This is a genomic window from Caulobacter sp. GW821-FHT10C03, assembly GCF_059415485.1.
On the sequence record NZ_JBWKNI010000007.1, the window covers coordinates 274,586 to 298,894 of the forward strand.

A 24,309-nucleotide genomic window follows, 5' to 3' on the forward strand; every position below is an offset into this window, starting at 1 on the left:
GAAGTGTTTGGGGGCGACGCGACGCGTCAGATCGGGAAATGGCCGGGCTGGGTCTCGATGGTGATCCAGCGCAGGTCGGTGAAGGCCTCGATCCCGGCCTTGCCGCCGAACCGGCCGTAGCCGCTGGCCTTGACCCCGCCGAACGGCATCTGGGCCTCGTCGTGCACGGTCGGGCCGTTGACGTGGCAGATGCCGGATTTGATCTGGCGGGCGACACGCAGGCCGCGGGCGGTGTCGCGGGTGAAGACCGCCGCCGACAGGCCGTATTCGGTGTCGTTGGCCAGTTCGATGGCGTGGGCCTCGTCGCGGGCGCGGGTGATCCCGACCACCGGACCGAAGCTCTCCTCGCGAAACAGCTTCATCTCCGGCGTGACCTTGTCGACCACGGTGGCCGGCATCAGCACCCCGTCGGCCGGCCCGCCGTTGACCCGCACCGCGCCGGCGCCGACCGCGTCGGCCACCAGGCCCTCGACATGGCCGACGGTCTTGAGATCGACCACCGCGCCCAGCGGCGTCTTGCCGGCGCGCGGATCGCCGGCCGTCAGGGTGGCGACCTTGGCCTTGAACTTGTCGACGAAGGCGTCGGCGACGGCCTCGACGACGATGATCCGCTCGGTCGACATGCAGATCTGGCCCTGGTTCATGAAGGCCCCGAAGGCGGCCGCCTTGACCGCCTCGTCCAGGTCGGCGTCGTCCAGCACGATCAGCGGGGCCTTGCCGCCCAGCTCCAGCAAGGCCGGCTTCAGGTGCTCGGCGCAGCGCCTGGCGATGATCTTGCCGACGGCGGTCGAGCCGGTGAAGTTCACGCGCCGCACGGCCGGATGGTCGATCAGGGCGCCGACGATCTCGCCGGCGTCGGCCGGCGCGTTGGTCACCACATTGACCACGCCAGGCGGCAGGCCAGCTTCGGCGAAGGCCTCGATGATCAGGCTGTGGGTGCGCGGGCAGGTCTCCGAGGCCTTCAGCACCACGGTGTTGCCGCAGGCCAGGGGCGTGGCGATGGCCCGCACGCCCAGGATGATCGGGGCGTTCCAGGGGGCCACGCCCAGCACCACCCCGGCCGGCTCGCGCACGGCCATGGAGATGCAGCCGGGCTTGTCGGACGGGATCACCTCGCCGGCGACTTGGGTGGTCAGGGCGGCGGCCTCGCGGACGATGCCGACGGCCAGCATCAGGTTGAACCGCGCCCAGCCCTCGGTGGCGCCGATCTCGCCCATCATCGCCTCGACGAAGCCGCCGGCCTTGGCCTCCAGCGCGTCGGCGGCCTTGGACAGCAGGGCGCGACGGGCGTTGGGCCCCAGGGCGCTCCAGCCGGCGAAGGCGGCCTGGGCGGCGTCGGCGGCGGCTTGCGCCTGCGCCACGGTCATCGCCTCGGAGGTGCTGGCGACCGCGCCGGTCACCGGGTCGCGGCGTTCGAACGTCGTGCTCATGGTCATCCTTCCTTGGAAGCGGCGATCGCGGCGTCGCCCTGATCGGCGGCGTCGTCATTGAGGCGGAGCTTGGCCAGCAGGCGGCCCAGCTCAGCGCGTTCGGCCGGGTCGAGCGGCGCGAAGGCCGCGATGTCGTGCTCGCGGGTCACGGCCTCGACCTGGTGGCGCAAGGCGGCGCCGGCCGGCGTCAGGTGCAGGGCGTTGGTGCGGCGGTCGCGGCCGGGACGGCGTTCGAGGACGCCCAGCGCTTCCAGCTCGTCGACCGCCTTCATGGTGCTGGCGCGATTGACCCCGAGCGCGCGGCCCAGGGTGATCTGGTCGCAGCCCTCGTGCAGGGCGATGTAGACGACGGCGGTCGCCCGGGCTGGCGTCACGCCCAGCGGGGCCAGGCGCTCGGCCAGGGCCGCCATGGCGCGGACGTCGGCATAGTGAAGCTGGAGACCCAGGCGTTCGCCCAGGGCGCCGAACGCCTCGATCTCTTCCACGCTTCGCTCCCTGACGCGTTCGTTTGTTGATCAATTCGTATGCCTGACAAACAGTATCGTCAACACCGAATTGACCGGTCGCCAGCCCCCCCTCACTCGGCCTTGGGCGCCTTGCATTGGAAGCTCCCGGCGTCCTGCACCGGACCCTTGCCGTCGTAGCGGGCGGCGGCCGGATAGGCGCAGATCGGGCGGGTCACGCCCGGGAAGGCCTGGCCCTTGGCCACGAAGAGATCGGGGCCGGGCTTGCCCTCGGTCCAGGCCACCAGGGACGGCAGCGGATCGAAGTCGTCCAGACCCGCCCCGCCGCCGCAGTGTTCCATGCCCGGCACGACGAACAGGCGGGCGAAGTCGGCGGCGGGCCGGCCGGTGGCCGTCTGCATGTCCGACGACATCCGGCCGTACCAGGCCTCCAGTTGCGGGGCCGAGAAGATCGGATCCGAGCCGCCGGTGACCAGGATCAGCTTGCCGCCGCGCGCCTCGAAGGTGCGAAAGTCGGTGGCGTCGGCGTCGGTGTAGGCCGCGGTGGCCGCCACGGCTTTCAGCAGCGGGGCGACGTCGTCGGTGGCGATCGGCCGCTGAAGGGCCGGGAAGGCGAAATAGTCGCTGAGGGAATTGGTCACCAGGTCGCGCAGCAGGGTGAAGGCGCCGCCGTTGGGGGTGGGCGCGCCGGTCTGCCAGATCCGCCAGCCCTGGCTGAACTGGCTGGCGTCGTAGGGCCAGCTGCCGACCACCGCCTTGCCGTCGCGATCGCGGGGACCACGGAAGGCCTTCTCGATCGCTTCGGCCTTGTCCGGCGCCAGGCAGCCTTCGCTTTCCTTGCCCTTGCAGGTGATCTTGCGGATGTCGAAGCGGCAGGCGCCGAAGATCATGCCGTCCTTGGCGCCGTCGAGGTCGTCGCACTGGGCCAGGATCGCCTGTTGCAGGAGCGCGCCGTCGGCCGGGGCCAGCAGGCGCGAGGCGTCGGTCTGGCGGCGGGCGGCCGCGGCGGCGAAGACATTGGCCGAATAGGTCGACAGGATCGCAGCCCGGCTGAGCTCGAAGGCCGGGTTGGCGGCGATGACGCCGTCAAACTCGGTGGGATAGCGCTGGGCGGCGATCAGGGCCTCGCGGCCGCCGTTCGAGCAGCCCATGAAGTAGCTCTTGGCCGGCGCGCGGCCGGTCAGCTCGCCGATCAGCAGCTTGGAGCCGGCCGTGACCTTGCCGATCGCGGCATAGCCGTAGTCGAGCTTGGCCTGCTGGTCCTTGGCGAAGCGGGAGTCGGCGGGGTTGGCGGCCTGGTGACCGCTGTCGGTGGAGACCACCGCGAAGCCGCGCGCCAGGGCCGGCGGCTCGCGGCTGCCGGACGGCGTCGGCTCGCCCAGCGCGGTCATCACCACCCCGTTCATGCCGCCGCCGCCCTGGTAGAGGAAGCGCCCGTTCCAGTCGGCCGGCACGCGCAGCTCGATCTTGATGGCGTAGGGCTGGCCGTCGGCCCCGGTGCGGCGGGCGATGTCGGCGGTGACCAGGCAGTGCGCCGGCAGCGGCGGCCGGACGGCGGGCGCGCCGCCGTTGGGCGACATCAGCACCGGCGGCGGAGCCGCTCCTGCCGCGACCTCCTGGGCGCCGGTGACCACCAGGTCGCCGAACGCCCTCCCCTGCAGCGCCGCGCAGGCCTGTCCGAAGGCGGCGGGATCGGGCGCTGCGACGGCGCTGGCGAGAAGAGCGGCGACAAACATGCTTGAACCTCGATAGTGCGATCAAAAAACGAGGCGGAGCCAAGGCCCCGCCTCAGTCGGGGACCTCTAGAAACTGGCGTCCAGGCTCAGGCCGACCAACCGGAACGACTGCGGCGTCAGGATCTGGCCGTAGGAGCCGATCGAGCCGTCGGGGAAGTTGGCGTAGCGGACGGTCGGCTCGTGGCTGTCGGTCAGGTTCCGCACGAAGATCGCCGCGGTCCAACCCTTGTCCGGATCACGCACGCCGATGCGGCCGCCGACGGTCCAGTGGGCGTCGAAGGTGACGGTCTCGTCGGTCGAGGCCGCATAGCGCACGGCCGACTTGTAGACGGTGTCGGCGGCGACGAAGCCTTCGACCGTCCCGGCCACCGCATGGCGGTATTCGCCCGACAGGGTGAATTTCCACTCGGGCGCATTGGCCATCTGCTCGCCGCCCAGGTCGCTGCCGTCCTGCGCCGTGAAGCCCTTGGGATAGGTCACGGGATTGTAGATCACGCCGGTGTTGAGCGAGAGGCCGTGAACGGGCTGGCCGAACAGGTTCACCTCGACGCCCTTGGAGATCACCTTGCCGATGTTCTGCGGCGCGCAGGTCAGGCCGCCGCTCTGGTTCGGGGTGCAGAGCTGGCCCTGGTAGTCCTTGAGGTTCATGTAGAAGGCGCTGACGTCGGCCAGCAGCCGGCCGTCCAGCAAGGCGCCCTTCAGCCCCGCCTCGTAGTTGGTCGGGATCTCCGGACGGATCAGGGCGGGCTGGTTGGTCGGGATGGTCGGATCCCCCACCGCCACCTGCGGACCCTTGTAGCCGCGCGACACGGTCGCATAGGCCATGGTGTCCTTGTCGAACTGGTACTGCGGCCCGAGCTTCCAGGACCAGTTGTCGATCGTCGTCTCGCGGCCGCCGCCAGTGCCGGAGTCGAGCGAAGCGTAGCCGACCTTCATCGTCTCGTGGGTGTAGCGCGCCCCGGCGATCAGCCGCAGCTTCTCGCCGACATGGTAGGTCGCCTGGCCGAAGGCGGCGGCCGAGCGGTCCTTGATGTCGAGGTCGTAGCCGAGGAGGTTGCTGATCGGGATGGTCAGGCCCGGAAAGGGCGTGACGTTGATCGCCATGGCGACGGGGTCGGTGTGGTTGCTCTGGCTCGAGTAGAACAGCCCGGCCGTATACTCGAACATCGCGCTGGACGGCGAGGCGATCCGGATCTCCTGGGTGAACAGTTCGCCGTCGCCGGTGCTGGGTCCCTGCCGGACCTTCAGCGGATTGACGTCCAGGCGGAAGATGTCGAGGAAGCCGGGACCGGCCTCGAGCTTCCGCAGGGCCGTGATCGAGGTCACGCTCGCCGCGCCCAGGTCGTAGTCCAGCTGCAGCGAGCCGCCGTAGGACTCGTTCCTGTTGATCAGCTTGCTGGTCGAGCAGTAGTCGCGATTGGCCTGGCTGGCGACGATCCCGCACTGCGCCAGTTCGGCGGTCAGGGCGGCGTTGGCCTTGTAGAGCACGAAGAAGTCGGTGCCGTCGTCGTCGGTCTTGCTGTAGTCGCCGATCAGGTTGACGGTCAGCTTGTCGCTGGGCTCCCACAGCAGTCGGCCGCGCAGGGCGTAGGCGGCGTGGTCGTCGAGGTCGCCGGTCAGGGTGTTGCGGTTGACGCCCTGGCGCTGGTTGACGCTGGCCGACACCCGCAGGGCCGCGGTCTCGGCGAGCGGAATGTTGAGCAGCCCCTGCACCACCTGCTGGCCGTATTTCGAGCCCGCCGTTCCGTCCTTGGACAACTCCGTGCGCACCCGGCCGCTGAACTGGCCGAACACCGGCGCATTGGTGGCGATGTTGATCACCCCGGCCGAGGTCGTCAGGCCAAACAGCGTGCCTTGCGGCCCTTTCAGCACCTCGACCCGCGCGATGTCGAACAGGTCGGAGATGTTGACGTTGCCCTGGCTGACCTGGTCGACGACGATGCCGACCGAGCCGACCGCGCCCGCCTGGAACGACTGGGTGCCGATGCCGCGGATCTGGCCGCCGCCCCCGACGCTCTGGCCGGGCGCCTGCTGCACCTCCAGCGACGGCGCGATCCGCGCCAGGTCGGAGACCTGGTTGACCTGCTGGCGCTCCAGCTGGGCCGAACCGGCGACGGTGATCGACAGCGGCACCTCTTGAAGGCGCTCTTCGCGCTTCTGGGCGGTGACCACGATCTCGGTCACCACGGCGTCCTGATCGGCGGCCGGCGCCGCCTGGGTCTGTGCTTGAGTCTGGGCTTGGGCCTGGGCGGCTAGCGCCAGGACGCTGGTGGTGACCATGACGGCGGCCAGTCGGTTTCGATCGAGCATAGCTTTCCCCCTTCTTCGGCCAGCCGCTCGGCGGAGCCTCGGCTGACGGCTGCGTTTCCATCCCGGCGCAGGTGGTCCCACGCGCTCTTATTTTTACACTGTATGCCGATGATACCATCAAGCATTCATTGAATCGAATAACACTACATATTCAAATAATTGATGCCAAATTTGAATATAATTATTCTATTTTAGAATCGACAACAGCCATTTATCGATTCTAATTTTTGAGTGAGATTCGATTTTATTGATTTCACCTAATAGATGCGGGCGACCTCCGTCGCTTAGACGTCACCAAACGGGAGGCGCGCGCAGGCGCGTGACAGGCAAGATGAACCAGACGCTCGCGCGAACTCTGGCCGCGACCTTGGCCGCCACTACCCTGCTGACCGGCGCCGCCCAGGCCCAGCCGCCGGCGGCGCGGCCGCCCGGCATGCCGGCTCCGACGCCCAACGACAGGCTGGTTTCCCCCGAAGTCGCCGCCGACCGGCGCGTGACCTTCCGCCTCTACGCGCCCGAGGCCCGTACCGTCGCCGTAACCGGCGAGTTCCTGGCCTGGGGCGGGCCGCCGCTGGCCCTGGCCAAGGGCGCCGACGGGGTCTGGACGGGAGCCAGCGACGCGCTTCCGTCCGGCGCCTATCGCTACGCCTTCCTGATGGACGGGGTGCAGGTGGTCGATCCCCGCAATCCGGCCACCTCCGCCTCGCTGACCCAGGCCAAGAGCCTGCTGGTCGTTTCGGACGACGATTTCGCCGCCGACCGGCCGGGCGTGCCGCACGGCGCGATCGCCCGGGTGCGCTACGCCTCGCCGGCCCTGGGCGTCGAGCGCCAGATGCAGCTCTACACCCCGCCCGGCTACGGCCGCGACGGCAAGACCTATCCGGTGCTCTACCTGCTGCACGGCGGCGGCGACGCCGACGACTCCTGGCCGACGGTGGGCCGGGCCGGCTTCATCCTCGACAACCTGATCGCCGAGAAGAAGGCCCCGCCGATGATCGTCGTCATGCCCGCCGGCGCCGTGAAGCCGACCGGCCAGCCGATGACTTGGGACGCCGCCCAGGACCCGTTCACCGCCGACCTGCTGGGCGCGGTCATGCCCTATGTCGAGGCCAACTACCGGGTCTCCAAGGCGCCGGGCCAGACGGCGCTGGCCGGCCTGTCGATGGGCGGCATCCAGACCCTCAACATCGGGCTGACCCATACCGAGCGGTTCAACTGGATCGGCGTGTTCAGCTCGGGCTGGTTCCCCGGCGACCTGAAGGCGTTCGAGGACCACAACGGCGCCGAACTGGGCGCGAAGGCCGCCAGGCTGAAGCTGTTCTACTATTCCAACGGCGAGACCGACATCGCCCTGCCCCAGGCCAAAAAGGCGTTCGAGATGTTCGATCGCCACGGGGTGCGGGTGGAGACCCACGCGTTTCCGGGCGGCCACGAATGGTCGGTATGGCGGGCCAGCCTGTACGACTTCGCGCAGAAGCTCTTCCGCTAGGATCGAGGCCCTGGCTAGGCGGCTCAAGCGAACGCCCGCCGCAGGGCCGAGATCTTGGCGGCCGCGAACTGCTGGGCGACGGCGGTGGACGGCGCGATGCCGTCGAAGCCGTGGAAGGCGCTGGGGACGACCACGAGTTCGGTCGCCACGCCGGCGTCGATCAGGCGCCTGGCGTAGTCCACGTCCTCGTCGACGAAGAGATCGATCGAACCGACGCCGATGAAGGTCGGCGGCAGGCCGGCCAGGCTGGCGGTTCGGGCGGGCACGGCCTTGGCCGGAACCCTGGCGCCGCCGGGCGCCTGGCCCAGGAAGGACCGCCAGCCGAAGGCGTTGGCCTTGGCGTCCCAGCCGACCTTGCCGATAGGCCCCGGCGGCAAGCGCGTGCTGCCGGTGGCGTCGTCGAGCATGGGATAGATCAGCATCTGGAAGGCCAGCGGGATCTCGCCCCGGTCGCGCGCGGCGATGGCCAGCAGGGCCGCGTGGCCGCCGCCCGCGCTCTCGCCCATGACCGCGATCCTGGCCGGATCGATCCCGACCTCGGCGGCGTGGTCGCGCAGCCAGCGCAGGCCGGCGTAGTTGTCCTCGATCGAGGCGGCGTAGGTCGCCTCCGGCGCCAGGCGGTACTCGACCGTGACGATGCCGCAGTCGAGCGTCGCGGCAAGATCCTGCAACTGGCGGACGCTGGACTCGGCGCTGCCGCCGACGAAGCCTCCGCCATGCATGTGGAGGATCGCCGGCCGCGCGGCGCCAGGCTTGGCGTTGATGACGAAGATCGTGACGTCCGGCGCGCCCGGCGCCCCCTTGATCGCCAGCCTGCTGACCGGCGGCGTGGCGGCCGCCGCCGCGCCGAAGCCCGACACGAACTTGCGCCAGGGGATCAGGGTCTCCGCGGCCGGCGGCGGGAACTTGGCGCTCATGGCCTGGATCTGGCGCGCGGCCGGTCGCAGTTCGGGATTGACGAAGGCCAGCAGATCCTCCGGCTCCCCGGCCCCCGCCGCTTTCCCCACGACAGAGGCCATGGCCGCGCTCGCGCCCAGAAGCCCCAGTCGCCGCCTGCTCAGACCCTGCATGTCAGTGACCGCGCTTGGCCTGCATGGCGGCTAGGTCCTTGTCGATCTTGGCCAGCTTCTCAGGCGTCAGGGTCGGTTCGAACTGGGCGATATCGCGCAGCTTCATGCCGTAGCCCATGGTCAGCTGCGGATTGGCCACGACCTCGGGGATGTTGGCGGTCAGCACGGCCTTGGCGTCGGGATCCTTGATCAGGTCGCCGACCAGGCTGTCGACGCTCAGCTTGGCCGCCGGCGCGGCGGCGGACGCCGGAGTTTGGGCCAGGCTCGCGCCCGCGCCGCCGAGGGCGAGCGTCAGGCCGAGCAGGAAGGCGGTCGCGGACTTGCCGGTCGTGGACTTGGACATTGGGTGTCTCCGATGTGTGAAGTGTCGTGTCGCTCGGGCGCGCTTGAAGGCGCCGGCGATGACGGGGTCCTGCGGCGACGCCCCCTTGCGCGCCGCCGCAGCCGCAGCGCCGCCCGGGTCGCGCCCGGACGGATCGACCGGCGCGGGACCGCTTCCCCCCGTCGACGCCCGACGGCTCATCGCCGCTCGCGGCGCCTGCACAAGGCGGTCCATACGCTGACTTTCCCCCAGGCGCCGTGGCGCGGCGCTGCGTTCGCGGCGGGTACGAAGCCCGCCGCTTGGGGACGATCTAAGTTGGAGAGGGCGCCCTTAAATAGCGCTCACAATTGCCCTGGCGCCCAACGCACCGGGCCGCAGCCTCACGCTCGCATCAGGCGCCTGGGGCCGGGAATGAAGATCGCCCTGGCCTTTTCGTGACCCGCGTTCGCCAGCATCGCATCGCGCTCGGCGACGCCGCGAACGATCGACCAGCCGGCCTCGCGAATTCCGCCCGTCAGGGCGGGGTCCGACGCCGGCGGCGCGGCGGCCTGGGCGCGAACGGTGAAGCCGGCGAAACAGACCGCCAGCAGGTGCAGCGGGCCGTTGTCGGCGATCTCGTAGAGCCGCCGCTGCAACGCGAACCAGGCCTGCGCCCTGACCGCCTCCGGCGCGGCCTCGACCAGTCCCCAGAGCCGGCCCAGATCGTCCATCTGCGCGTTCGAGCGGGTCCGCGCGGCCTGCTCGGTGGCCCAGGCGTTGAGGTGAAAGCAGACCTCGGCCTCGGGCATGGCGGCGTGGGCGGCCAGATAGCCGTGCACGGTGGTGATGATCGACGCCGGGTCGGGCTGGCGCAGGCGCACGCCGCCGCCCCGTCCCTTGACGCTGCGCGCCACGCCCGCGTCCTCGAGCAGGCGCACCGCCTCGACCATCACGCCCGGACTGACGCCGTATCGTTCCGACAGAGTCCAGACCGTGCCGAGGGGCTCACCGCTGCGACAGGCCTCCGGGCGGATCTCCGCGCCGATGCGCGCCGCGACCCTGGCGGCGAGGTTCTGGCCGACGGTCGCGCCGGGGAAGCTGGGCGCGCTGCCGGCCACGGCGGCCACCCCCAAGGCGCAGCGGATCTTGACGCTCTCGCGGGCCAGATCGAAGGCGCGGTCGGCGTCGCCGGCCCGCAATGCCGCATCGAGCGCGCGGCTCAGGTCCTTCGGCGCGCTCGACATGCCGCCGACGAAGCGTTCCAGGCAGGCCAACGCCAGGCCGAGGAACGGCGGGACCGCGGCCTGGCCCTGATCGGACGCCTGCGCCGCCGCTGCCAGAGCCAGGGGCTCGATCAGCGCCCGCGCCTCCCAGACCTCGTCGTCGCGAACACCGGTCCACAGCAGATGATTGGCCATGGTCGCGGCGATGGCGGCCAGATCCGGCGCCAGGACGATCAATCCGCCGGAAGGCCCGCGCCGAGGCCGGCAGGATCCCCTCGCCTCCAGGATCCGCAACGCTTGGCGGAGAACCCGGACGGAGACATCGAAATTGTCGGCCAGCGTCGTTTCCGGACCGCAGACCCGGCCGACCGGCCAACCGGCCCGGTCCAGGGCGTCCTCGATGGCCATGGCCACTTGCGGCGCCAGGCGCGCGTCCTCGACGCCGGTCAGCGCGCCGTACTGGGCCAGGATTTCGGGGGTGGCGCGGAATGGGGCAGGCGCGAGGTCGAACGTCAAGGTCGGCACGCCCATCGCCATTCGCCGCCCCTCCCGCAGTCCTTCGCGCCTTCAGGCGTCGTTGCGGACACTAGGTCAATGCGGCAGGCGAGTTGTCAATCCAGGCGTCAGACGACCGCCCCTCCCCGCCCGGGATGCCGGCGAACATCACGGCGCTCCAAAGCGCCGCCGGGCCGAACGCGTGCGGGACATCGGCCTAGCGGTCAGCCGCCGACGGCGACGACTTCGATGCTCAGCGGGGCGCCGCCGGCGGCGATGGCGAGCAGGCGGTCGACGTTCGGATGCGCGCCCGGACGCTCGCGCGCGTCCGCCGAGTGCTCGGCGAACACGGCCAGGCCGTGCTCGGCGGCTGCCGCATCCAGGGCGCCGAAGCGCTGCTTCAGATGCTGGTAGACGGCGAGCGAGCCTTGCTTGCCCGGCTGGTTCTCGATGCTGGCGACCACCGCTCCATCGGCGTCGACCAGATCGATGCGTTCGACGCCGTCGATGGCCGGCAACTGCTGGAGATTGTCCTTGAAGGTCGCGCCCGGTTGAATCATCGCCTGATTTTCTCGAATTCCTGAGTTCGTCGCTCGGGCCTCTAGCATCCTGCGCGAACATCCGCCATGCGGCGCGTCGTAGATCGCAACCTCGTCATCGAAGACCGACCGCACGGCGAAGGCCGCCTCTCGGCGCGCTTGAGGGGCGCGGCGGGAGGGAGTAGTGCGGGACCAGATGCCCAAGATCCTCGCCATCGAAGACGATCCGAGCACCGGCCAGGAGATCGTCGCCGAGCTGGAGCAGCACGGCTTCGAGGTGGAGCTGGTCGCCGACGGCCGCCAGGGCCTCATCCGGGCGGCCAGCGGCGACTTCGACGCCGTCACCCTGGACCGCATGCTGCCGGGCCTGGACGGGCTGGCCATCGTCACCGTCATGCGCGGCGCCGGGGTCGAGACGCCGGTGCTGATGATCAGCGCGCTCAGCGACGTCGACGAGCGGGTGAAGGGTCTGCGGGCCGGGGGCGACGACTACATGACCAAGCCCTTCGCCTCGGAGGAGCTGGCCGCGCGGCTGGAGGTGCTGCTGCGCCGCCGGGCCAGCGCCCCGCGCCAGACCACCCTGACCGTGGCCGACCTGGTGATCGATCTGCTGGCCCGCACCGTCCATCGCGGCGGCGTCGAGATCCGGCTGATGCCGACCGAGTACAAGCTGCTGGAGTTCATGGCCCGCAACTCCGGCCAGGTGCTGACCCGGACGATGATCTTCGAGGCGGTGTGGGGCTATCACTTCGACCCAGGCACCAACCTGATCGACGTGCACCTGGGACGCCTGCGCAGGAAGGTCGACCGGCCGGGCGCGCCGCAGCTGCTGCACACCGTCCGCGGCTCGGGATACGCGCTGCATGCGCCCGCGTGAGCTCTGGCGGGCCAGCCCGTTCCGCCTGACCCTGCTGAACGGCGCGGTGTTCGCCGTGGCCCTGGTCGCCCTGCTGGGCATGATCTACTGGCGCACCGCCGGCTACATCACCCGCCAGCTCGACGCGATCATCGTCAGCGAGAGCACCATGCTGGCCAACGGCCCGGCCGACACCCTGCCCGAGCGGGTGCGGGCCGCTGTGGCCGCCGACGGCCGGGCGATCGCCTATTACGGCCTGTTCTCGGCCGACGGGGTGTGGATCACCGGCAATGTCCGACGCCTGCCCGCCAACGCCGAGGCCGACAACCGGCCGCGCACGCTGAACGAGCCCGGCCTGCAGCCCGGCGCGCGCGGGCTGGTGCGCCGCCTGCCGTGGGGCGAGCAGCTGTTCATCGTTCACGACGCCAAGGTGCTGACTGGCCTGCGCGACATCATCGTCAACGCCCTGATGGTCAGCGGGGCGTTGATCCTGCTGCTGGGCCTGGGCGCGGCGGCCCTGCTCAGCATTCCCGCGCTGCGCCGGGTCGAGCAGCTGCGGGTCGCCAGCCGCGCGGCGCTGGCCGGCCGGTTGGGCGTGCGCCTGCCGGTGTCGCACCGCCGCGACGAGATCGACATGCTGGCCAGCCTCGCCAACAGCATGATGGACGAGACCGAGCGCCTGCTGTGGGAGGTCAAGAGCGTGGGCGACAACGTGGCCCACGACCTGCGCACGCCGCTGAACCGGCTGCGCGCGGCGCTCTACCGCGCCACCCAGGACGCTAGCCCCGACGAGGCCGGCCGGCGCGAGATGATCGAGCGGGCGCTGGAGGAAACCGACGAGCTGCTGGTGCGCTTCCGCGCCCTGACCCGCATCGGCGAGATCGAGCGCCGCGACCGTCAGGCCTGTTTCGAGGCGGTGCGGCTGCAGGACGTGCTGGAGCAGGTGTTCGAGCTGCACGACCCGGCGGCCGAGGAGCTGGGCGTCGCCATCGAGACGCGTTTCGCGCCCGAGGCCCCGGCGGTGTTCGCCGATCCGGCCCTGCTGTTCGAGGCGGTCAGCAACCTGGTCGACAACGCCCTGAAGTTCACCCCGCGCGGTGGACACGTGACGCTGCGGCTGCTGGCGCTCGACGAAGGCCCGCGCATCGAGGTGGTCGACAACGGCCCCGGCGTGCCGGAAGGCGAGCGCGAGGCGGTGCTGAACCGCTTCTACCGCTCGCAGCGCACGCTGGAGCAGCCGGGTTCGGGCCTGGGCCTCAGCATCGTCGCGGCCGTCGCCCGCATGCACCACTTCACCCTGTCGCTGGAGGACGCGCAGCCGGGCCTGCGGATCGCCATAGACTGCTGGCCGCGCGGTCTCGAGGCCTAGATGCGGCTGCTGCACGCCAGCCATCGCCCGCGCGACCTCTATCTGGCCCGGGCCCTGATCCAGGCCGGCCATGTAGTCGAGAGCCTGGGCAGCCTGGACGACGCGGCCAGCGCCAGCGTCGGCGAGGACTATGACGCGGTGCTGCTGGAGGTCGCAGCCCCGGCCGACGCTCCCCTGGCCGCCTTGTCGCGCCGGGGCGAACGCGCCCTGCTGGTGCTGATCGCCGACCACGCCTCGCCCGCCGCTCGCACGGCCGCGCTGCGAGCCGGGGCCGACGCCTGCCTCACCCGGCCCGTGCACGTCGTCGAACTGGAGGCGCGCCTGACCGCCCTCGCCCGCCTGGCGCCGACGCCAAGTTCGGCGGTCGCGACCGGCCTGCGGTTCGACGCCGCCGGCCGCAAGGTGACGCTGGGCGAGGCCAGCCTCGTCCTGCCCAGCCGCGAATACGCCCTGCTGGCCTACATGGCCGACCACGCCGGCCAGGTGCTGAGCGCCGAGCAGATCCTCAAGCACGTGTGGGGCGAAGGCGACGATCCGCGCCCCGAACGGGTGCGCACGGCGGTGGCGCGCCTGCGCCTGAAACTGGCGGCGGTGTTCGGACGCCCCTTGCTGGCCACCCTGCGCGGCCACGGCTATCGGCTGGACCTCGAATAGCGCAACTGCAGGGGCCGACGCGGTCCAGCCCATTTTTCGTCCCGCGCCCCCAACATGACAGGATTTTCATCTGCCCGAGACGGCAGGTTTAGGCGGGCGGGCGCATCACCCGGCGGCGCAGCTTGAGTACGCGCAGATCCCGCGCGCCCGGCCCCTCCCCCCCGGACGCAGGGCGCGCGGGATCGTCCACTGCTGCAAGTCCGGAGCAGGCCGCTTGAACGCTATCGTCCGCATCGCCCTGCAACGCCCGCTCACGTTCATCGTGATGGCGATGCTGATCCTGATCTTCGGCGTCCTGGCGGCCCTCGGCACGCCCACCGACATCTTCCCCGAGATCCGCGTGCCGGTGATCGGCGTGGCCTGGCAATATGCCGGCCTGTCGCCGCAGGAGATGTCGGGCCGCATCGTCACGCCCTACGAGCGGGTGCTGTCGACCACGGTCAACGACATCGACCACATCGAGAGCCAGTCGCTGCCCGGCATCGGCGTGGTGAAGATCTACTTCCAGCCCGGCGTCGACATCCGCACGGCCACCGCCCAGGTGACCTCGATCTCGCAGACGGCCGTCAAGCAGATGCCGGCCGGCACCACCCCGCCGCTGATCATCAACTACAGCGCCGCCACCGTGCCGATCTTGCAGCTGGCCCAGTCGGGCAAGGGGCTGTCGGAACAGAAGCTGTTCGACCTGTCGCAGACCGTGGTGCGCCCCAACCTGATCAGCGTGCCCGGCGCGGCGATCCCCTACCCCTACGGCGGCAAGGTCCGCCAAATCATGATCGACCTGGATCCGGTCGCCCTGCAGTCCAAGGGCCTGTCGGCGCAGGACGTCTCCAACGCCCTGGCCGCCCAGAACCAGATCCTGCCGGCCGGCACGATCAAGATCGGGACCTTCCAGTACAACGTCCGCCTCAACGACGCGGCCGAGACGATTGAGGAGCTGAACAGCCTGCCGATCAAGACGGTCGACGGCGCGACGATCTACATCCGCGACGTCGGCCAGGTGCGCGACGGCTCGGCCCCACAGACCAACGTGGTGCACGTGGACGGCGCGCGAGCGGTGCTGTCGACGATCCTGAAGAACGGCTCGGCCTCGACCCTGGCCATCGTCCAGGGGATCAAGGACCGCCTGCCGGCCTTGAAGGAGAACCTGCCCGACGACTTCAAGATCACGCCGCTGAACGACCAGTCGCTGTTCGTGAAGGGCGCGATCGAGGGCGTGGTCAAGGAAGGCGTGATCGCCGCGGCCCTGACCAGCCTGATGATCCTGCTGTTCCTGGGCAGCTGGCGCTCGACCGTGATCATCGCGGTGTCGATCCCGCTGGCCATCCTGGCCGCCATCGCCGCCCTGTCGGCCATCGGCCAGACCCTGAACATCATGACCCTGGGGGGCCTGGCCCTGGCCGTCGGCATCCTGGTCGACGACGCCACGGTGACCATCGAGAACATCAACTGGCACCTGGAGCACGGCAAGGACGTGCGCACGGCCATCCTCGACGGCGCGGCCCAGATCGTGGTTCCGGCCTTCGTCTCCCTGCTCTGCATCTGCATCGTCTTCGTGCCGATGTTCATGCTCAAGGGCGTCGCCGGCTTCCTGTTCGTGCCGATGGCCGAGGCCGTGGTCTTCGCGATGATCGCCTCGTTCATCCTGTCGCGCACCCTGGTGCCGACCCTGGCCATGTACCTGCTCAAGCCCCACGCCAGGGAGCGCCTGGACTACGAGCACGCGGCCGAGCATGGCGGCGCGGGCAAGCCCTCGCGCAATCCGCTGGTGCGCTTCCAGCGGAGCTTCGAGACCGCCTTCGGCAAGCTGCGGGAAGGCTACAGGAACCTGCTGGTCATGGCCCTGGGCTCGGGCCGGGTGTTCATCATCGGCTTCATGGTGGTGGTCGTGGCCTCGTTCGCCCTGACCCCGTTCCTGGGCCGCAACTTCTTCCCGACGGTGGACGCCGGCCAGATCACCCTGCACGTCCGCGCCCCCGTCGGCACGCGCCTGGACGACGCCTCGCTTCTGTTCGGCAAGGTGGAGGAGGCGATCCGCAAGGTGGTGCCGGCCGACGAGGTGGGCTCGATCGTCGACAACATCGGCATCCCCAACAGCGCCATCAACATGGTCTACAGCAACTCGGGATTGATCGGCCCGCAGGACGGCGACATCTTCGTGGCCCTGAAGGCCGAGCACGGCCCGACGGCGGACTACGTCAAGAAACTGCGCGAGGAGCTGCCCCGGCAGTTCCCCGGCGCGACCTTCTCGTTCCTGCCGGCCGACATCATCAGCCAGATCCTCAACTTCGGCGCCCCCTCGCCCATCGACCTGCAGATCTCGGGCCCCAACGCCGCGGCCAACCGCGCCTACGCCGCCAAGATCCTGGCGCGTCTGAAGACCATCCGGGGCCTGGCCGACGTACGCCTGCACCAGCCGGAAGGCGCGCCGCAGCTGCGGGTCGACGTCGACCGCTCGCGCATGGCCCAGCTGGGCCTGACCGAACGCGACGTGACCAACAGCGTCGTGGCCTCCCTGGCCGGCAGCTCGCAGGTCTCTCCGACCTTCTGGCTGAACCCGAAGAACGGCGTGTCCTATCCGATCGTGGCCCAGGTTCCGGAATACCGCGCCGGCTCGCTGTCGGACCTGAACGGCATTCCGATCACAAGCACGGCGGCCAGCGCGCAGCACGCCCAGATGCTGGGGGGCCTGGGCGTGATCAAGCGCGACAGCGCCCCGGCCGTGGTCAGCCACTACGACATCCAGCCGGTGCTCGACATCTACGCCACTCCGCAGGGACGCGACCTGGGCGCGGTGACCGCCGACATTAACAAGGTGCTCAAGGACCTGGCCAAGGAGCGTCCGAAGGGCGCGACGGTCGCCCTGCGCGGCCAGATGGTGACGATGAACGCCGCCTTCTCGGGCCTGGGCTTTGGCCTCGTCGCCGCGATCGTGCTGATCTACCTGCTGATCGTCGTGAACTTCCAGTCGTGGCTGGACCCGTTCGTGATCATCACCGCCCTGCCCGCGGCCCTGGCCGGCATCGTCTGGATGCTGTTCGCCACCGGCACCACCCTGTCGGTGCCGGCCCTGACCGGGGCGATCATGTGCATGGGCGTGGCGACGGCCAACTCGATCCTGGTGGTCAGTTTCGCCCGCGAGCGGCTGGAGGCCACCGGCGACGCCCTGACCGCCGCCATCGAGGCCGGCTTCACCCGCTTCCGCCCGGTGCTGATGACGGCCCTGGCCATGATCATCGGCATGGCGCCGATGGCTCTTGGTTTGGGTGAAGGCGGCGAGCAGAACGCCCCCCTGGGCCGGGCCGTCATCGGCGGCCTGATCTTCGCCACCACCGCCACCCTGCTGTTCGTGCCCGTGGTCTTCCGCCTCGTCCACGGCCGCAAGACCGCCGACCAAACCCTTCCCGCCGGACCGACCACCGGAGCATCGTCCCATGCCTGATCAACAAGCTGCTGCTCCCGCCAAAAGCGCGATCTCGACCCGCCGGCTGAAGCTGGCCGGCGCCGCCGGACTGGTCCTGGCCGCCGTCGTGGTGGCCGGGGGTCTGGCCGCCCGCGTCCACGCCGACCAGTCGCTGAAGACCTGGACCCACGACCAGGCCATCCCGACCGTGGCCCTGGCCCCGGTGACCGGCGGCGGCCACGCCGACCTGGTGCTGCCGGGCGACGTGCAGGCGTTCTACACCGCCCCGATCCACGCCCGGACCAGCGGCTACCTCAAGCGCTGGTACGCCGACATCGGCCAGCGGGTGAAGGCCGGACAGGTGCTGGCCGAGATCGACACGCCCGACCTCGACCAGCAGGTGCTGCAGGCCCGCGCCAACCTGGCGACCGCCCAGGCCAACCAGCGGCTGTCGGCCCTGACCGCCAAGCGCTGGGAGGGCCTGGTCGCCCAGGACGCCGTCTCCCGCCAGGAGGCCGACGAGAAGACCGGCGACCTGGCCGCGCGCAACTCGGCGGTCAACGCCGCCCAGGCCGATCTGGCCCGCCTGCTGGCCCAGCAGTCGTTCAAGCGCATCACCGCGCCGTTCGACGGCGTGGTCACGGCCCGCAACACCGACATCGGCCAGCTGATCTCGGTGGGCGGCTCGGCCGATGCGGCGCTGTTCACCGTCGCCGACCAGCACCGGATGCGGGTCTATGTCAGCGTGCCGCAGAACTATTCGGCCCTGGTGCATCGCGGCCTGAGCGCGCAGCTGAGCGTGCCTGAATATCCGGGCCAGACCTTCACCGCCTCGGTGATCAACGACGCCCAGTCGGTGGGTCGCAACGGCGCCATGCTGGTCGAGCTGCAGATCGACAATCCCGACGGCCGCCTCAAGCCCGGCGCCTACGCCCAGGCGGCGTTCAAGCTGCCGGCCGCGGCGACCACCACGCGGATCCCGGCCACCGCGATCCTCTTCAAGCACGGCGGCCCGACCGTGGCCGTGGTCGGCGGCGACGGCCGCGTGAAGGTGCGCACCATCGCCATCGTCCGCGACCTGGGGACCGAGGTCGAGATCGGCGCGGGCCTGCAATCGGGCGAACGGGTGATCGACAATCCGCCCGAGGCCCTGGCCGACGGCGACCTCGTGCGGGTGGCCGGCGCCGCCCAGGGAGCGGCCCATGCGAAGGGCTGAGGCGCGCGCCCTGCTGCTGGTCTCGGCGGCGGCCTCGATCCTGGCCGCCTGCGCCAGCGCTCCGGCCTATGTCGCACCGAGCGTCGCCGCGCCGGTCGCCTTCAAGGAGGCCGGCCCCTGGACCCCGGCCGCGCCGGCCGACGACCAGCCGCGCGGCGACTGGTGGACCGTCTACGGCGACCCGGTGCTGAACGACCTGGAGGCGCGGGCGGCCAAGGCCAATCCCGGCCTCGCCGCAGCAGCCGCCGCCCATGACCAGGCCGTCGCCCTGGCCGGCCAGGCGCGATCGGGCCTGTTCCCGACGATCGACGGCGGCGCCCTGGCCAGCCGCCAGCGCCGCTCCGACAATGCTCCCCTGCGCAATGGCGGGGTGGACGAGTATTCGACCCGCCAGGCCGTCGCCAGCGCGTCCTACGAGGTCGATCTCTGGGGCCGGGTGCGCAACCAGGTCGCCGCCAGCGGCGCGCAGGCGCAGGCCAGCGCCGCCGACCTGCAATCGGTGCGGCTGAGCCTGCAGGCCGAGCTGGCCGACAGCTATCTGGCCCTGCGCGGCCTCGACGCCCAGTCGCGCCTGCTGGCCGACACCGTCGCGGCTTACCAGAAGGCGCTGGACCTCACCCAGATCCGCCACGACGGCGGGGCCGCGACCGGCCTCGACGTCAGCCGGGCGAAGAACCAGCTGTCCACCGCCAAGGCCCAGTTCAGCGACGTGGCCGCCCAGCGGGCGCTCTACGAGCACGCCATCGCGGCCCTGGTCGGCGAGACCGCCTCGAGCTTCGATCTGCCGCCGGTCCAGGCGTCGCTGAGCGTGCCCAAGACGCCGGTCGGCGTGCCGTCAGTGCTGTTGCAGCGCCGGCCCGACATCGCCGCCGCCGAGCGCCGCGCCGCCGCCGCCAACGCCCAGATCGGCGTCGCCCAGGCCGCACGCTTCCCGACCCTGACAATCGCCGGCCAGGCCGGCTGGCAGTCGGACGGCGGCGTGGATCTGTTCAGCGCGCCCAACGCCGTCTGGCTGCTGGCCCCGCAACTGGCGGGCTCGATCTTCGACGCGGGCAAGCGCAAGGCCGGGGTCGAGGCCGCCAGGGCCGCCCACGCCCAGGCCGCCGAAAACTACCGCGGCGTGGTGCTGGCGGCGTTCCGCAACGTCGAAGACCAGATGGCCCTGTCCAATCGCCTGGCCGACGAGGCCAAGGACCAGGACGACGCCATGGCTTCGGCCAAGCGCACCGAGGAACTCGCAATGATCCGCTACCGTCAGGGCGCGGCCAACTATCTGGAGGTCGTCACCGCCCAGACGGCGGCGTTGCAGGCCGAACGCTCGGCCCTGGTGCTGGAGACCCGGCGCTTGCAGGCCTCGGTCGACCTGGTGCGGGCGTTGGGCGGCGGCCCAGCCGTCTAAAAGCGCTTGCGCAGGCCGACCGACACCGTGCGCGGCTCGCCATAGATCAGGGTCGTCGCCGTGACGGCCGGGGTGATCGCCCCGCCGCCGGCGGCGTAGACCTCGTCGAACAGGTTCTGGACGGCGACGGAAACGGTCAGGTCGCCGCGCCCAGGCGGCCGGACGTCGAGGCCGAGATTGGCGACCGCGAAGGCGTGCTGCAGGCCGTTGCTGTCATGAGCCCGCTCGACATAGCGCACGCGGCCGCTCTGGTAGACGTCGCCCCAGAGGGTCCAGAGTCCCAGCCGGGCCGACTGGATCGTCCGCCACTCGGCCGCCAGCCGCATCGTGTAGGGCGGCGAATAGGAAAAGCGCAGCGAGGCCGGATCGGTCGGCGTCAGGCTGGCCAGCGAGGCCCGGACGGTCAGGGCGGTGAACCGGGCCTGGGTCAGGGTCGCCGAGGCCGACAGGGTCAGCCGCTCGCCCCGGCGGCCGCTCCAGCCCAGCTCCAGTCCGCTGATGGTCGCCGAACCGGCGTTGATGATGAAGCTGGGCGGATCGTTGGCGGCGATCCCGTCGCCGTCGAAGTTCTCGGCCGGGAACAGCGCCCGCTGCACGTCGCGCGACCAGCCGCGAAACAGGGCCGCATCGACGCGATGGCGCCAGTCGCCCGCGCCGCCGGCCCATTTCAGGCCGAGCTCGACGTCGGTCAGGCTTTCCGGCGCATAGACCTGATAGGCCGACAGCAGCGAGCCGAACACCGGCGCATTGACCCCGCCAGCCCGGTAGCCCCGACGGGTGACCGCGTAGACCGTCAGGTTTGGCTGGCCGCGCCAGGTCAGGCCCAGGGTCCAGGTTGGGGCCGAGGACTGGGCCCGTCCGGCGTCGCCACAGGCCTCTTCCGAGATATCCGGCGCCGGGGCGGCGACGCGGACCAGACAGGCGCTCGACACATCGCGGGTGTAGCGCGCTCCCGCCTCCAGCTCGAAACCCTGGCCCAGGCGGCGGGTGGCGTCGACGAAGCCGGCCAGGCTTTCGCCGCGGCGGTACTGGAACTCGGCGCGCGCGGGATTGGTCGGGGTGACGGCGCTGGCCCACAGGCTCTTCTGCACGCCGATCGGCGTCGTCGACAGGTAGAACAGGCCAGCCTGCCATGCGCCGCCCTCCCCTGTCCCGCTGGCGCGCAGTTCCTGGGTCAGCTGGCCAAGGTCGATGTGGCGGACAAGCTGATTGAGCGGCAGCGGCGAGCCGTCGGAGTCCAGCGCGCTGTCGAGCACGCTGCGCCGATAGGCCGTGACCGAGCGCAGGCTCATCGCCTGTCCCAGCCAGTCGAGCCGCAGGGTCGCGCCGTCGTTGCGGCGGTCCGAGCGGGGCGCGAGATCGACCTGCGTCTTGCGCGGACCCCAGGCCCGCTGCCGGGCCAGCGCGATGTCGATGTCGCATCCCGCCACGCCGCAGTCGAAATAGGGCGCGGCCTCGGGCGTGCGACCCGTGCCGCCGCCGGTCACGTCGGGCGGGTTGGGATAGGTCCCTGACAGGATGTTGGCGTTGCCCGTCTCGTCGGCGCGGAAGCCGTCGAGCACCAGCAGCGCCGAGAACGGCCCGCTGGGACGCCAGGCCAGGGACAGCCGCGCGGCCGCCTGGTTGCGGTCGTCGAGATCGTCGCCGGCGCCGAGGTTCTCGACGAGACCGTCGCGCTTGAGAACATAGACCGCCAGGCGCGCGGCGATCGGCGCGCCGGTCGGGGTGAGATCGCCGGCCGCCTCGATTTCGCGCAGGCGGTAGGAGCCGACCGTGACCCCGGCATGGCCGGGGCGGCCCGGCTCGGCGGTGTGGATCAGCAGCGCCCCGCCTGTGGTGTTGCGCCCGAACAGCACGCCCTGCGGCCCGCGCAGCACCTGCACCTCGGCCAGGTCGAAGGACGGCAGGATGGAGCCGTTGTTGGGCAGCGGCGCCTCGTTGACATAGGTGATCACCGACAGGGCCGACTCCCCGGCCGTCGCCCGGCGCTGGCCGCGAATGACCAGGGTCGGGGTCTCGGTCGAGACCTGGCCGGCGGCCGTCAGCCCCAGCGCCGCCCTCCGCAGCGCCAGGACGCCGTCGCCGCCTAGCCGGTCGAGATCGGCCGCCGAGACCGCGGCGACCGAGGCGGGCACGTCGATCAGGCGCTCATCACGGCGGCGCGCCTGGACCAGCACGGCGTCGAGCGCTTCGGCCGGCTCGCTCGCCGGAACAGTCTGAGACTTGCGGCCAGCGGCCTTCGACGAACGTGGCCGCGGGGCCGGCGTGATGGCGAAGGCCCCGGGTCCGATGCGGCGCGCGGTCAGCCCGCTCTCGCCCAGCAGGCGCTTCAGCGCGATCTCGGGCTCGGCGACATCGCGGCCGCCGGGCGAGCGCAGCCCGGCCACGGCCTGGGGCGCGAACAGCAAATCAACGCCGGTCTGCTCGGCATAGGCCTGCAACGCGGCGTCCATCGCCCCGGCCTGGACATCAAAGCGAAGCGGCGCGGCCAGGGCCGGCGACGCCGAGGTCAGCAGCACGGCGCCCGCGAAGGCCCGCGCCGCCCAGTCAGTCCGCCGCCGCACCGGCGTCCTTGGCGGGAGAAAGGACGATCGCCCCGTCGGCCGCCTCGCCGATCGTCAGGCCGTGGATCACCGCCACCGCGCGGGCGAAGGCCAGGGGATCGTCGCCGCCGAACGCGCCGCTGACCTTCAGGGTCTTGGCGGCGCCGCGCACGATGATCTTGCGGCCGCCGCGACGATTGATCTCGGCCGCGGCGTCGGTCAGCGCCTCGCCGCTCAGCACCAGCCGGCCCTCGCGCCAGGCCGTGGCCGCGGCGACGTCGGCGGAGGAGCGAGCCTCACGCCCCTGCCCGTCCGCCGCCAGCACCTCGCCTGGCGCCAGTTCGATGGGCTGAGCCTCGCCGCCGGAAACCCGGACACGGCCGTGCAGCAGAGCGACACGATAGGCGCCGGCGGCCGGGGCCAGGTCGACCTCGAAGGCCGTGCCAAGGGCGCGCACCACATGGCCGCCGCCGCTGACCTCGAATGGACGGCCGACGTCATGGGCGACGTCGAAGAAGGCGCGACCGCCGGCCAGGGTGATGGCGCGGCCTCGCCGGTCAATGCGGGCGGTGAGCCGCGCGCCGCCGTCGAGCGTCACGTGCGAACCGTCGGCCAGGACCACCGCGCTGCGCTGGCCCGGCGCGGCGGCGTAGCTCTGTTCGGAAACACCGGCGCGCTGCCAGGCCAGACCGCCGGCGCCCGCCAGCACGGCCAGGCCGGCGACGCTCGCCGCCATCAAGGCTAAGGCGCGGCGCGAGCGGCGGGCCTTGCCGGCCGCGAAAGCGGCTCGGGCCTCGGCCAGTTCGCGCTCGAGCCCGCCGGCGGCGACGGCGTCGTCCAGGAACTCCTCGACCTCCGCCATCGCGGCGTAGGCCTCGACATGCTCTGCGTCGGCTTCCAGCCACGCGGTCAGGCGCGCCTCGTCGGCCGGGCTCCAGCCCGGTGCGCGCCGGCGTTCATGCCAAGCGGCGGCCGCGTCATAAAGGTCGGCCAGACCCTCGTTGGACATATGGGACGCGGGCGTCATGGACGGCGAACCCGTCGGGTCAGATGGGCCATGGCCCGTCGCACGTCCTTCTCCACGGTGCTGATCGACACCCCCAGGGCGTCGGCGATGGCCTGATGCCGTAGTCCGTCGATCCGGTAAAGCAGGAAGACGTGCCGGGTGCGCTCGGGCAGGTCGGCCAGGGCGCGGCGGACCTCAGTCAGGGTCTCGCGGTCGATCAGGGTCTGCTCGGGCGTCGCCGGCGCCTGGGAGGCCGCGGCCTCCTCGATCTCCGGGACCGCCAGGCGGCGCACCTGCTGGCGGCGGGCGCGGTCGCGGATCAGGTTGGCGGCCGTCTGGAAGAGGTAGGAATCCAGCCGCTCGACGCCCTCGTCGGGCGGACGACGGGCGAAGCGCAGGAAGACCTCGTGCACCAGGTCGTCGACGTCAGCCCCGCCGCCGACGCGCAGGGCGATGAACCGCCGCAGCACGCCTTCGTGCCGCCGCACGACCTGGTCGATGTCGTCCGGCCGGATCTGGCCGAGCGCCGCCTGGCCGAAGGTCGCCTGACTTAAACTCGATTGTCCGGACACCCCGTACTCCCGCCGCCGGGAGGACCGGCTAAGCGAACTTGGCCGCCTGGCGATGAGCGAACCACCCCAGGCCTCGCAGTTTCCCGTCCGCGCCGCCCATTTCATCAGCAGGCGCCCAAATTGCGCACAGCCTGACCAGACCCGCGCCTTCGCGCCGAATGGCGAAAAAAGTCGCAAGGGCAAACGCCCCTCGCCCGTCTTGCGGCCCGGAACCGAGCTCACGGCCGGTCCTCA

General features: G+C 71.1%; 18 protein-coding genes. 7 read left to right on the top strand and 11 right to left on the bottom strand.

Going from position 1 to position 24,309, the window contains the following annotated elements; translation table 11 throughout:
• Positions 1-26: 26 nt before the first annotated feature.
• The 4 genes from AC07NG_RS12215 to AC07NG_RS12230 all read right to left on the bottom strand — a co-directional run bounded on the left by AC07NG_RS12215 (position 27) and on the right by AC07NG_RS12230 (position 5,940).
• Positions 27-1,430, bottom strand: coding sequence for an aldehyde dehydrogenase (locus AC07NG_RS12215; protein ID WP_492857054.1), 1,404 nt, complete (start codon positions 1,428-1,430; stop codon positions 27-29).
• A 2-nt stretch (positions 1,431-1,432) separates the two neighbouring features.
• Positions 1,433-1,915 carry a MarR family winged helix-turn-helix transcriptional regulator gene (locus tag AC07NG_RS12220; RefSeq protein WP_492857053.1) on the bottom strand — a complete coding sequence of 161 codons (483 nt, stop codon included), beginning with the start codon at positions 1,913-1,915 and terminating at the stop codon, positions 1,433-1,435.
• A gap of 92 nt (positions 1,916-2,007) precedes the next feature.
• Positions 2,008-3,630 carry a tannase/feruloyl esterase family alpha/beta hydrolase gene (locus AC07NG_RS12225; RefSeq protein WP_494594276.1) on the bottom strand — a complete coding sequence of 541 codons (1,623 nt, stop codon included), beginning with the start codon at positions 3,628-3,630 and terminating at the stop codon, positions 2,008-2,010.
• 66 nt (positions 3,631-3,696) lie between these two features.
• Entirely contained in the window at positions 3,697-5,940 is a 2,244-nt protein-coding gene (locus AC07NG_RS12230; protein ID WP_494594277.1) for a TonB-dependent receptor, read from the bottom strand.
• 331 nt (positions 5,941-6,271) lie between these two features.
• Between AC07NG_RS12230 and AC07NG_RS12235 the strand changes: the two genes are divergently transcribed.
• On the top strand, positions 6,272-7,429 hold the full coding sequence (locus AC07NG_RS12235; protein WP_494594278.1) for an alpha/beta hydrolase-fold protein: 1,158 nt from the start codon (positions 6,272-6,274) through the stop codon (positions 7,427-7,429).
• A gap of 23 nt (positions 7,430-7,452) precedes the next feature.
• Here the strand turns inward: AC07NG_RS12235 and AC07NG_RS12240 are convergent, their stop codons facing one another.
• The 4 genes from AC07NG_RS12240 to AC07NG_RS12255 all read right to left on the bottom strand — a co-directional run bounded on the left by AC07NG_RS12240 (position 7,453) and on the right by AC07NG_RS12255 (position 11,078).
• The gene (locus tag AC07NG_RS12240; protein ID WP_494594279.1) at positions 7,453-8,448 is read right to left on the bottom strand and encodes an alpha/beta hydrolase; all 996 of its coding nucleotides are present in this window, start codon (positions 8,446-8,448) and stop codon (positions 7,453-7,455) included.
• Between the two features lie 52 nt (positions 8,449-8,500).
• The gene (locus AC07NG_RS12245; RefSeq protein ID WP_494594280.1) at positions 8,501-8,842 is read right to left on the bottom strand and encodes a hypothetical protein; all 342 of its coding nucleotides are present in this window, start codon (positions 8,840-8,842) and stop codon (positions 8,501-8,503) included.
• Between the two features lie 359 nt (positions 8,843-9,201).
• Positions 9,202-10,548: a hypothetical protein gene (locus AC07NG_RS12250; RefSeq protein WP_494594281.1), complete on the bottom strand. Its 1,347-nt coding sequence runs from the start codon at positions 10,546-10,548 to the stop codon at positions 9,202-9,204.
• A 194-nt stretch (positions 10,549-10,742) separates the two neighbouring features.
• Complete coding sequence (locus AC07NG_RS12255; RefSeq protein ID WP_494594282.1) at positions 10,743-11,078, bottom strand: DUF2322 family protein; 336 nt, start codon at positions 11,076-11,078, stop codon at positions 10,743-10,745.
• Between the two features lie 175 nt (positions 11,079-11,253).
• On the opposite strand from AC07NG_RS12255, the gene AC07NG_RS12260 reads away from it, so the two are divergent.
• The 6 genes from AC07NG_RS12260 (at position 11,254) to AC07NG_RS12285 (ending at position 19,954) form a co-directional block, all read left to right on the top strand.
• A complete protein-coding gene (locus AC07NG_RS12260; RefSeq protein WP_110120700.1) occupies positions 11,254-11,934 on the top strand; it encodes a response regulator transcription factor in 681 nt (226 codons plus the stop codon).
• Positions 11,921-13,282 carry a sensor histidine kinase gene (locus tag AC07NG_RS12265; RefSeq protein WP_494594283.1) on the top strand — a complete coding sequence of 454 codons (1,362 nt, stop codon included), beginning with the start codon at positions 11,921-11,923 and terminating at the stop codon, positions 13,280-13,282. The genes AC07NG_RS12260 and AC07NG_RS12265 overlap by 14 nt, the downstream gene beginning before the upstream one ends.
• Complete coding sequence (locus AC07NG_RS12270) at positions 13,283-13,936, top strand: winged helix-turn-helix transcriptional regulator (protein WP_494594284.1); 654 nt, start codon at positions 13,283-13,285, stop codon at positions 13,934-13,936. It begins immediately after the preceding gene.
• A gap of 214 nt (positions 13,937-14,150) precedes the next feature.
• Positions 14,151-17,378, top strand: a complete 3,228-nt coding sequence (locus AC07NG_RS12275) for an efflux RND transporter permease subunit (protein WP_494594285.1) — start codon at positions 14,151-14,153, stop codon at positions 17,376-17,378.
• On the top strand, positions 17,371-18,555 hold the full coding sequence (locus AC07NG_RS12280; protein WP_494594286.1) for an efflux RND transporter periplasmic adaptor subunit: 1,185 nt from the start codon (positions 17,371-17,373) through the stop codon (positions 18,553-18,555). Before AC07NG_RS12275 ends, AC07NG_RS12280 begins: the two co-directional genes overlap by 8 nt.
• Positions 18,542-19,954, top strand: a complete 1,413-nt coding sequence (locus AC07NG_RS12285; RefSeq protein WP_494594287.1) for an efflux transporter outer membrane subunit — start codon at positions 18,542-18,544, stop codon at positions 19,952-19,954. The genes AC07NG_RS12280 and AC07NG_RS12285 overlap by 14 nt, the downstream gene beginning before the upstream one ends.
• Here AC07NG_RS12285 and AC07NG_RS12290 read toward each other — a convergent pair.
• Genes AC07NG_RS12290 through AC07NG_RS12300 form a run of 3 tightly spaced genes read right to left on the bottom strand, consistent with a single transcriptional unit; the run spans position 19,951 to position 24,075 of the window.
• Positions 19,951-22,518, bottom strand: a complete 2,568-nt coding sequence (locus AC07NG_RS12290) for a TonB-dependent receptor (protein WP_494594288.1) — start codon at positions 22,516-22,518, stop codon at positions 19,951-19,953. The genes AC07NG_RS12285 and AC07NG_RS12290 overlap by 4 nt on opposite strands.
• Positions 22,502-23,506 (bottom strand): FecR family protein, encoded by a 1,005-nt coding sequence (locus AC07NG_RS12295; RefSeq protein WP_494594289.1) that lies wholly within the window; start codon positions 23,504-23,506, stop codon positions 22,502-22,504. Before AC07NG_RS12295 ends, AC07NG_RS12290 begins: the two co-directional genes overlap by 17 nt.
• A 14-nt stretch (positions 23,507-23,520) precedes the next feature.
• Positions 23,521-24,075, bottom strand: coding sequence for an RNA polymerase sigma factor (locus tag AC07NG_RS12300; protein ID WP_492857037.1), 555 nt, complete (start codon positions 24,073-24,075; stop codon positions 23,521-23,523).
• Positions 24,076-24,309 lie beyond the last annotated feature (234 nt).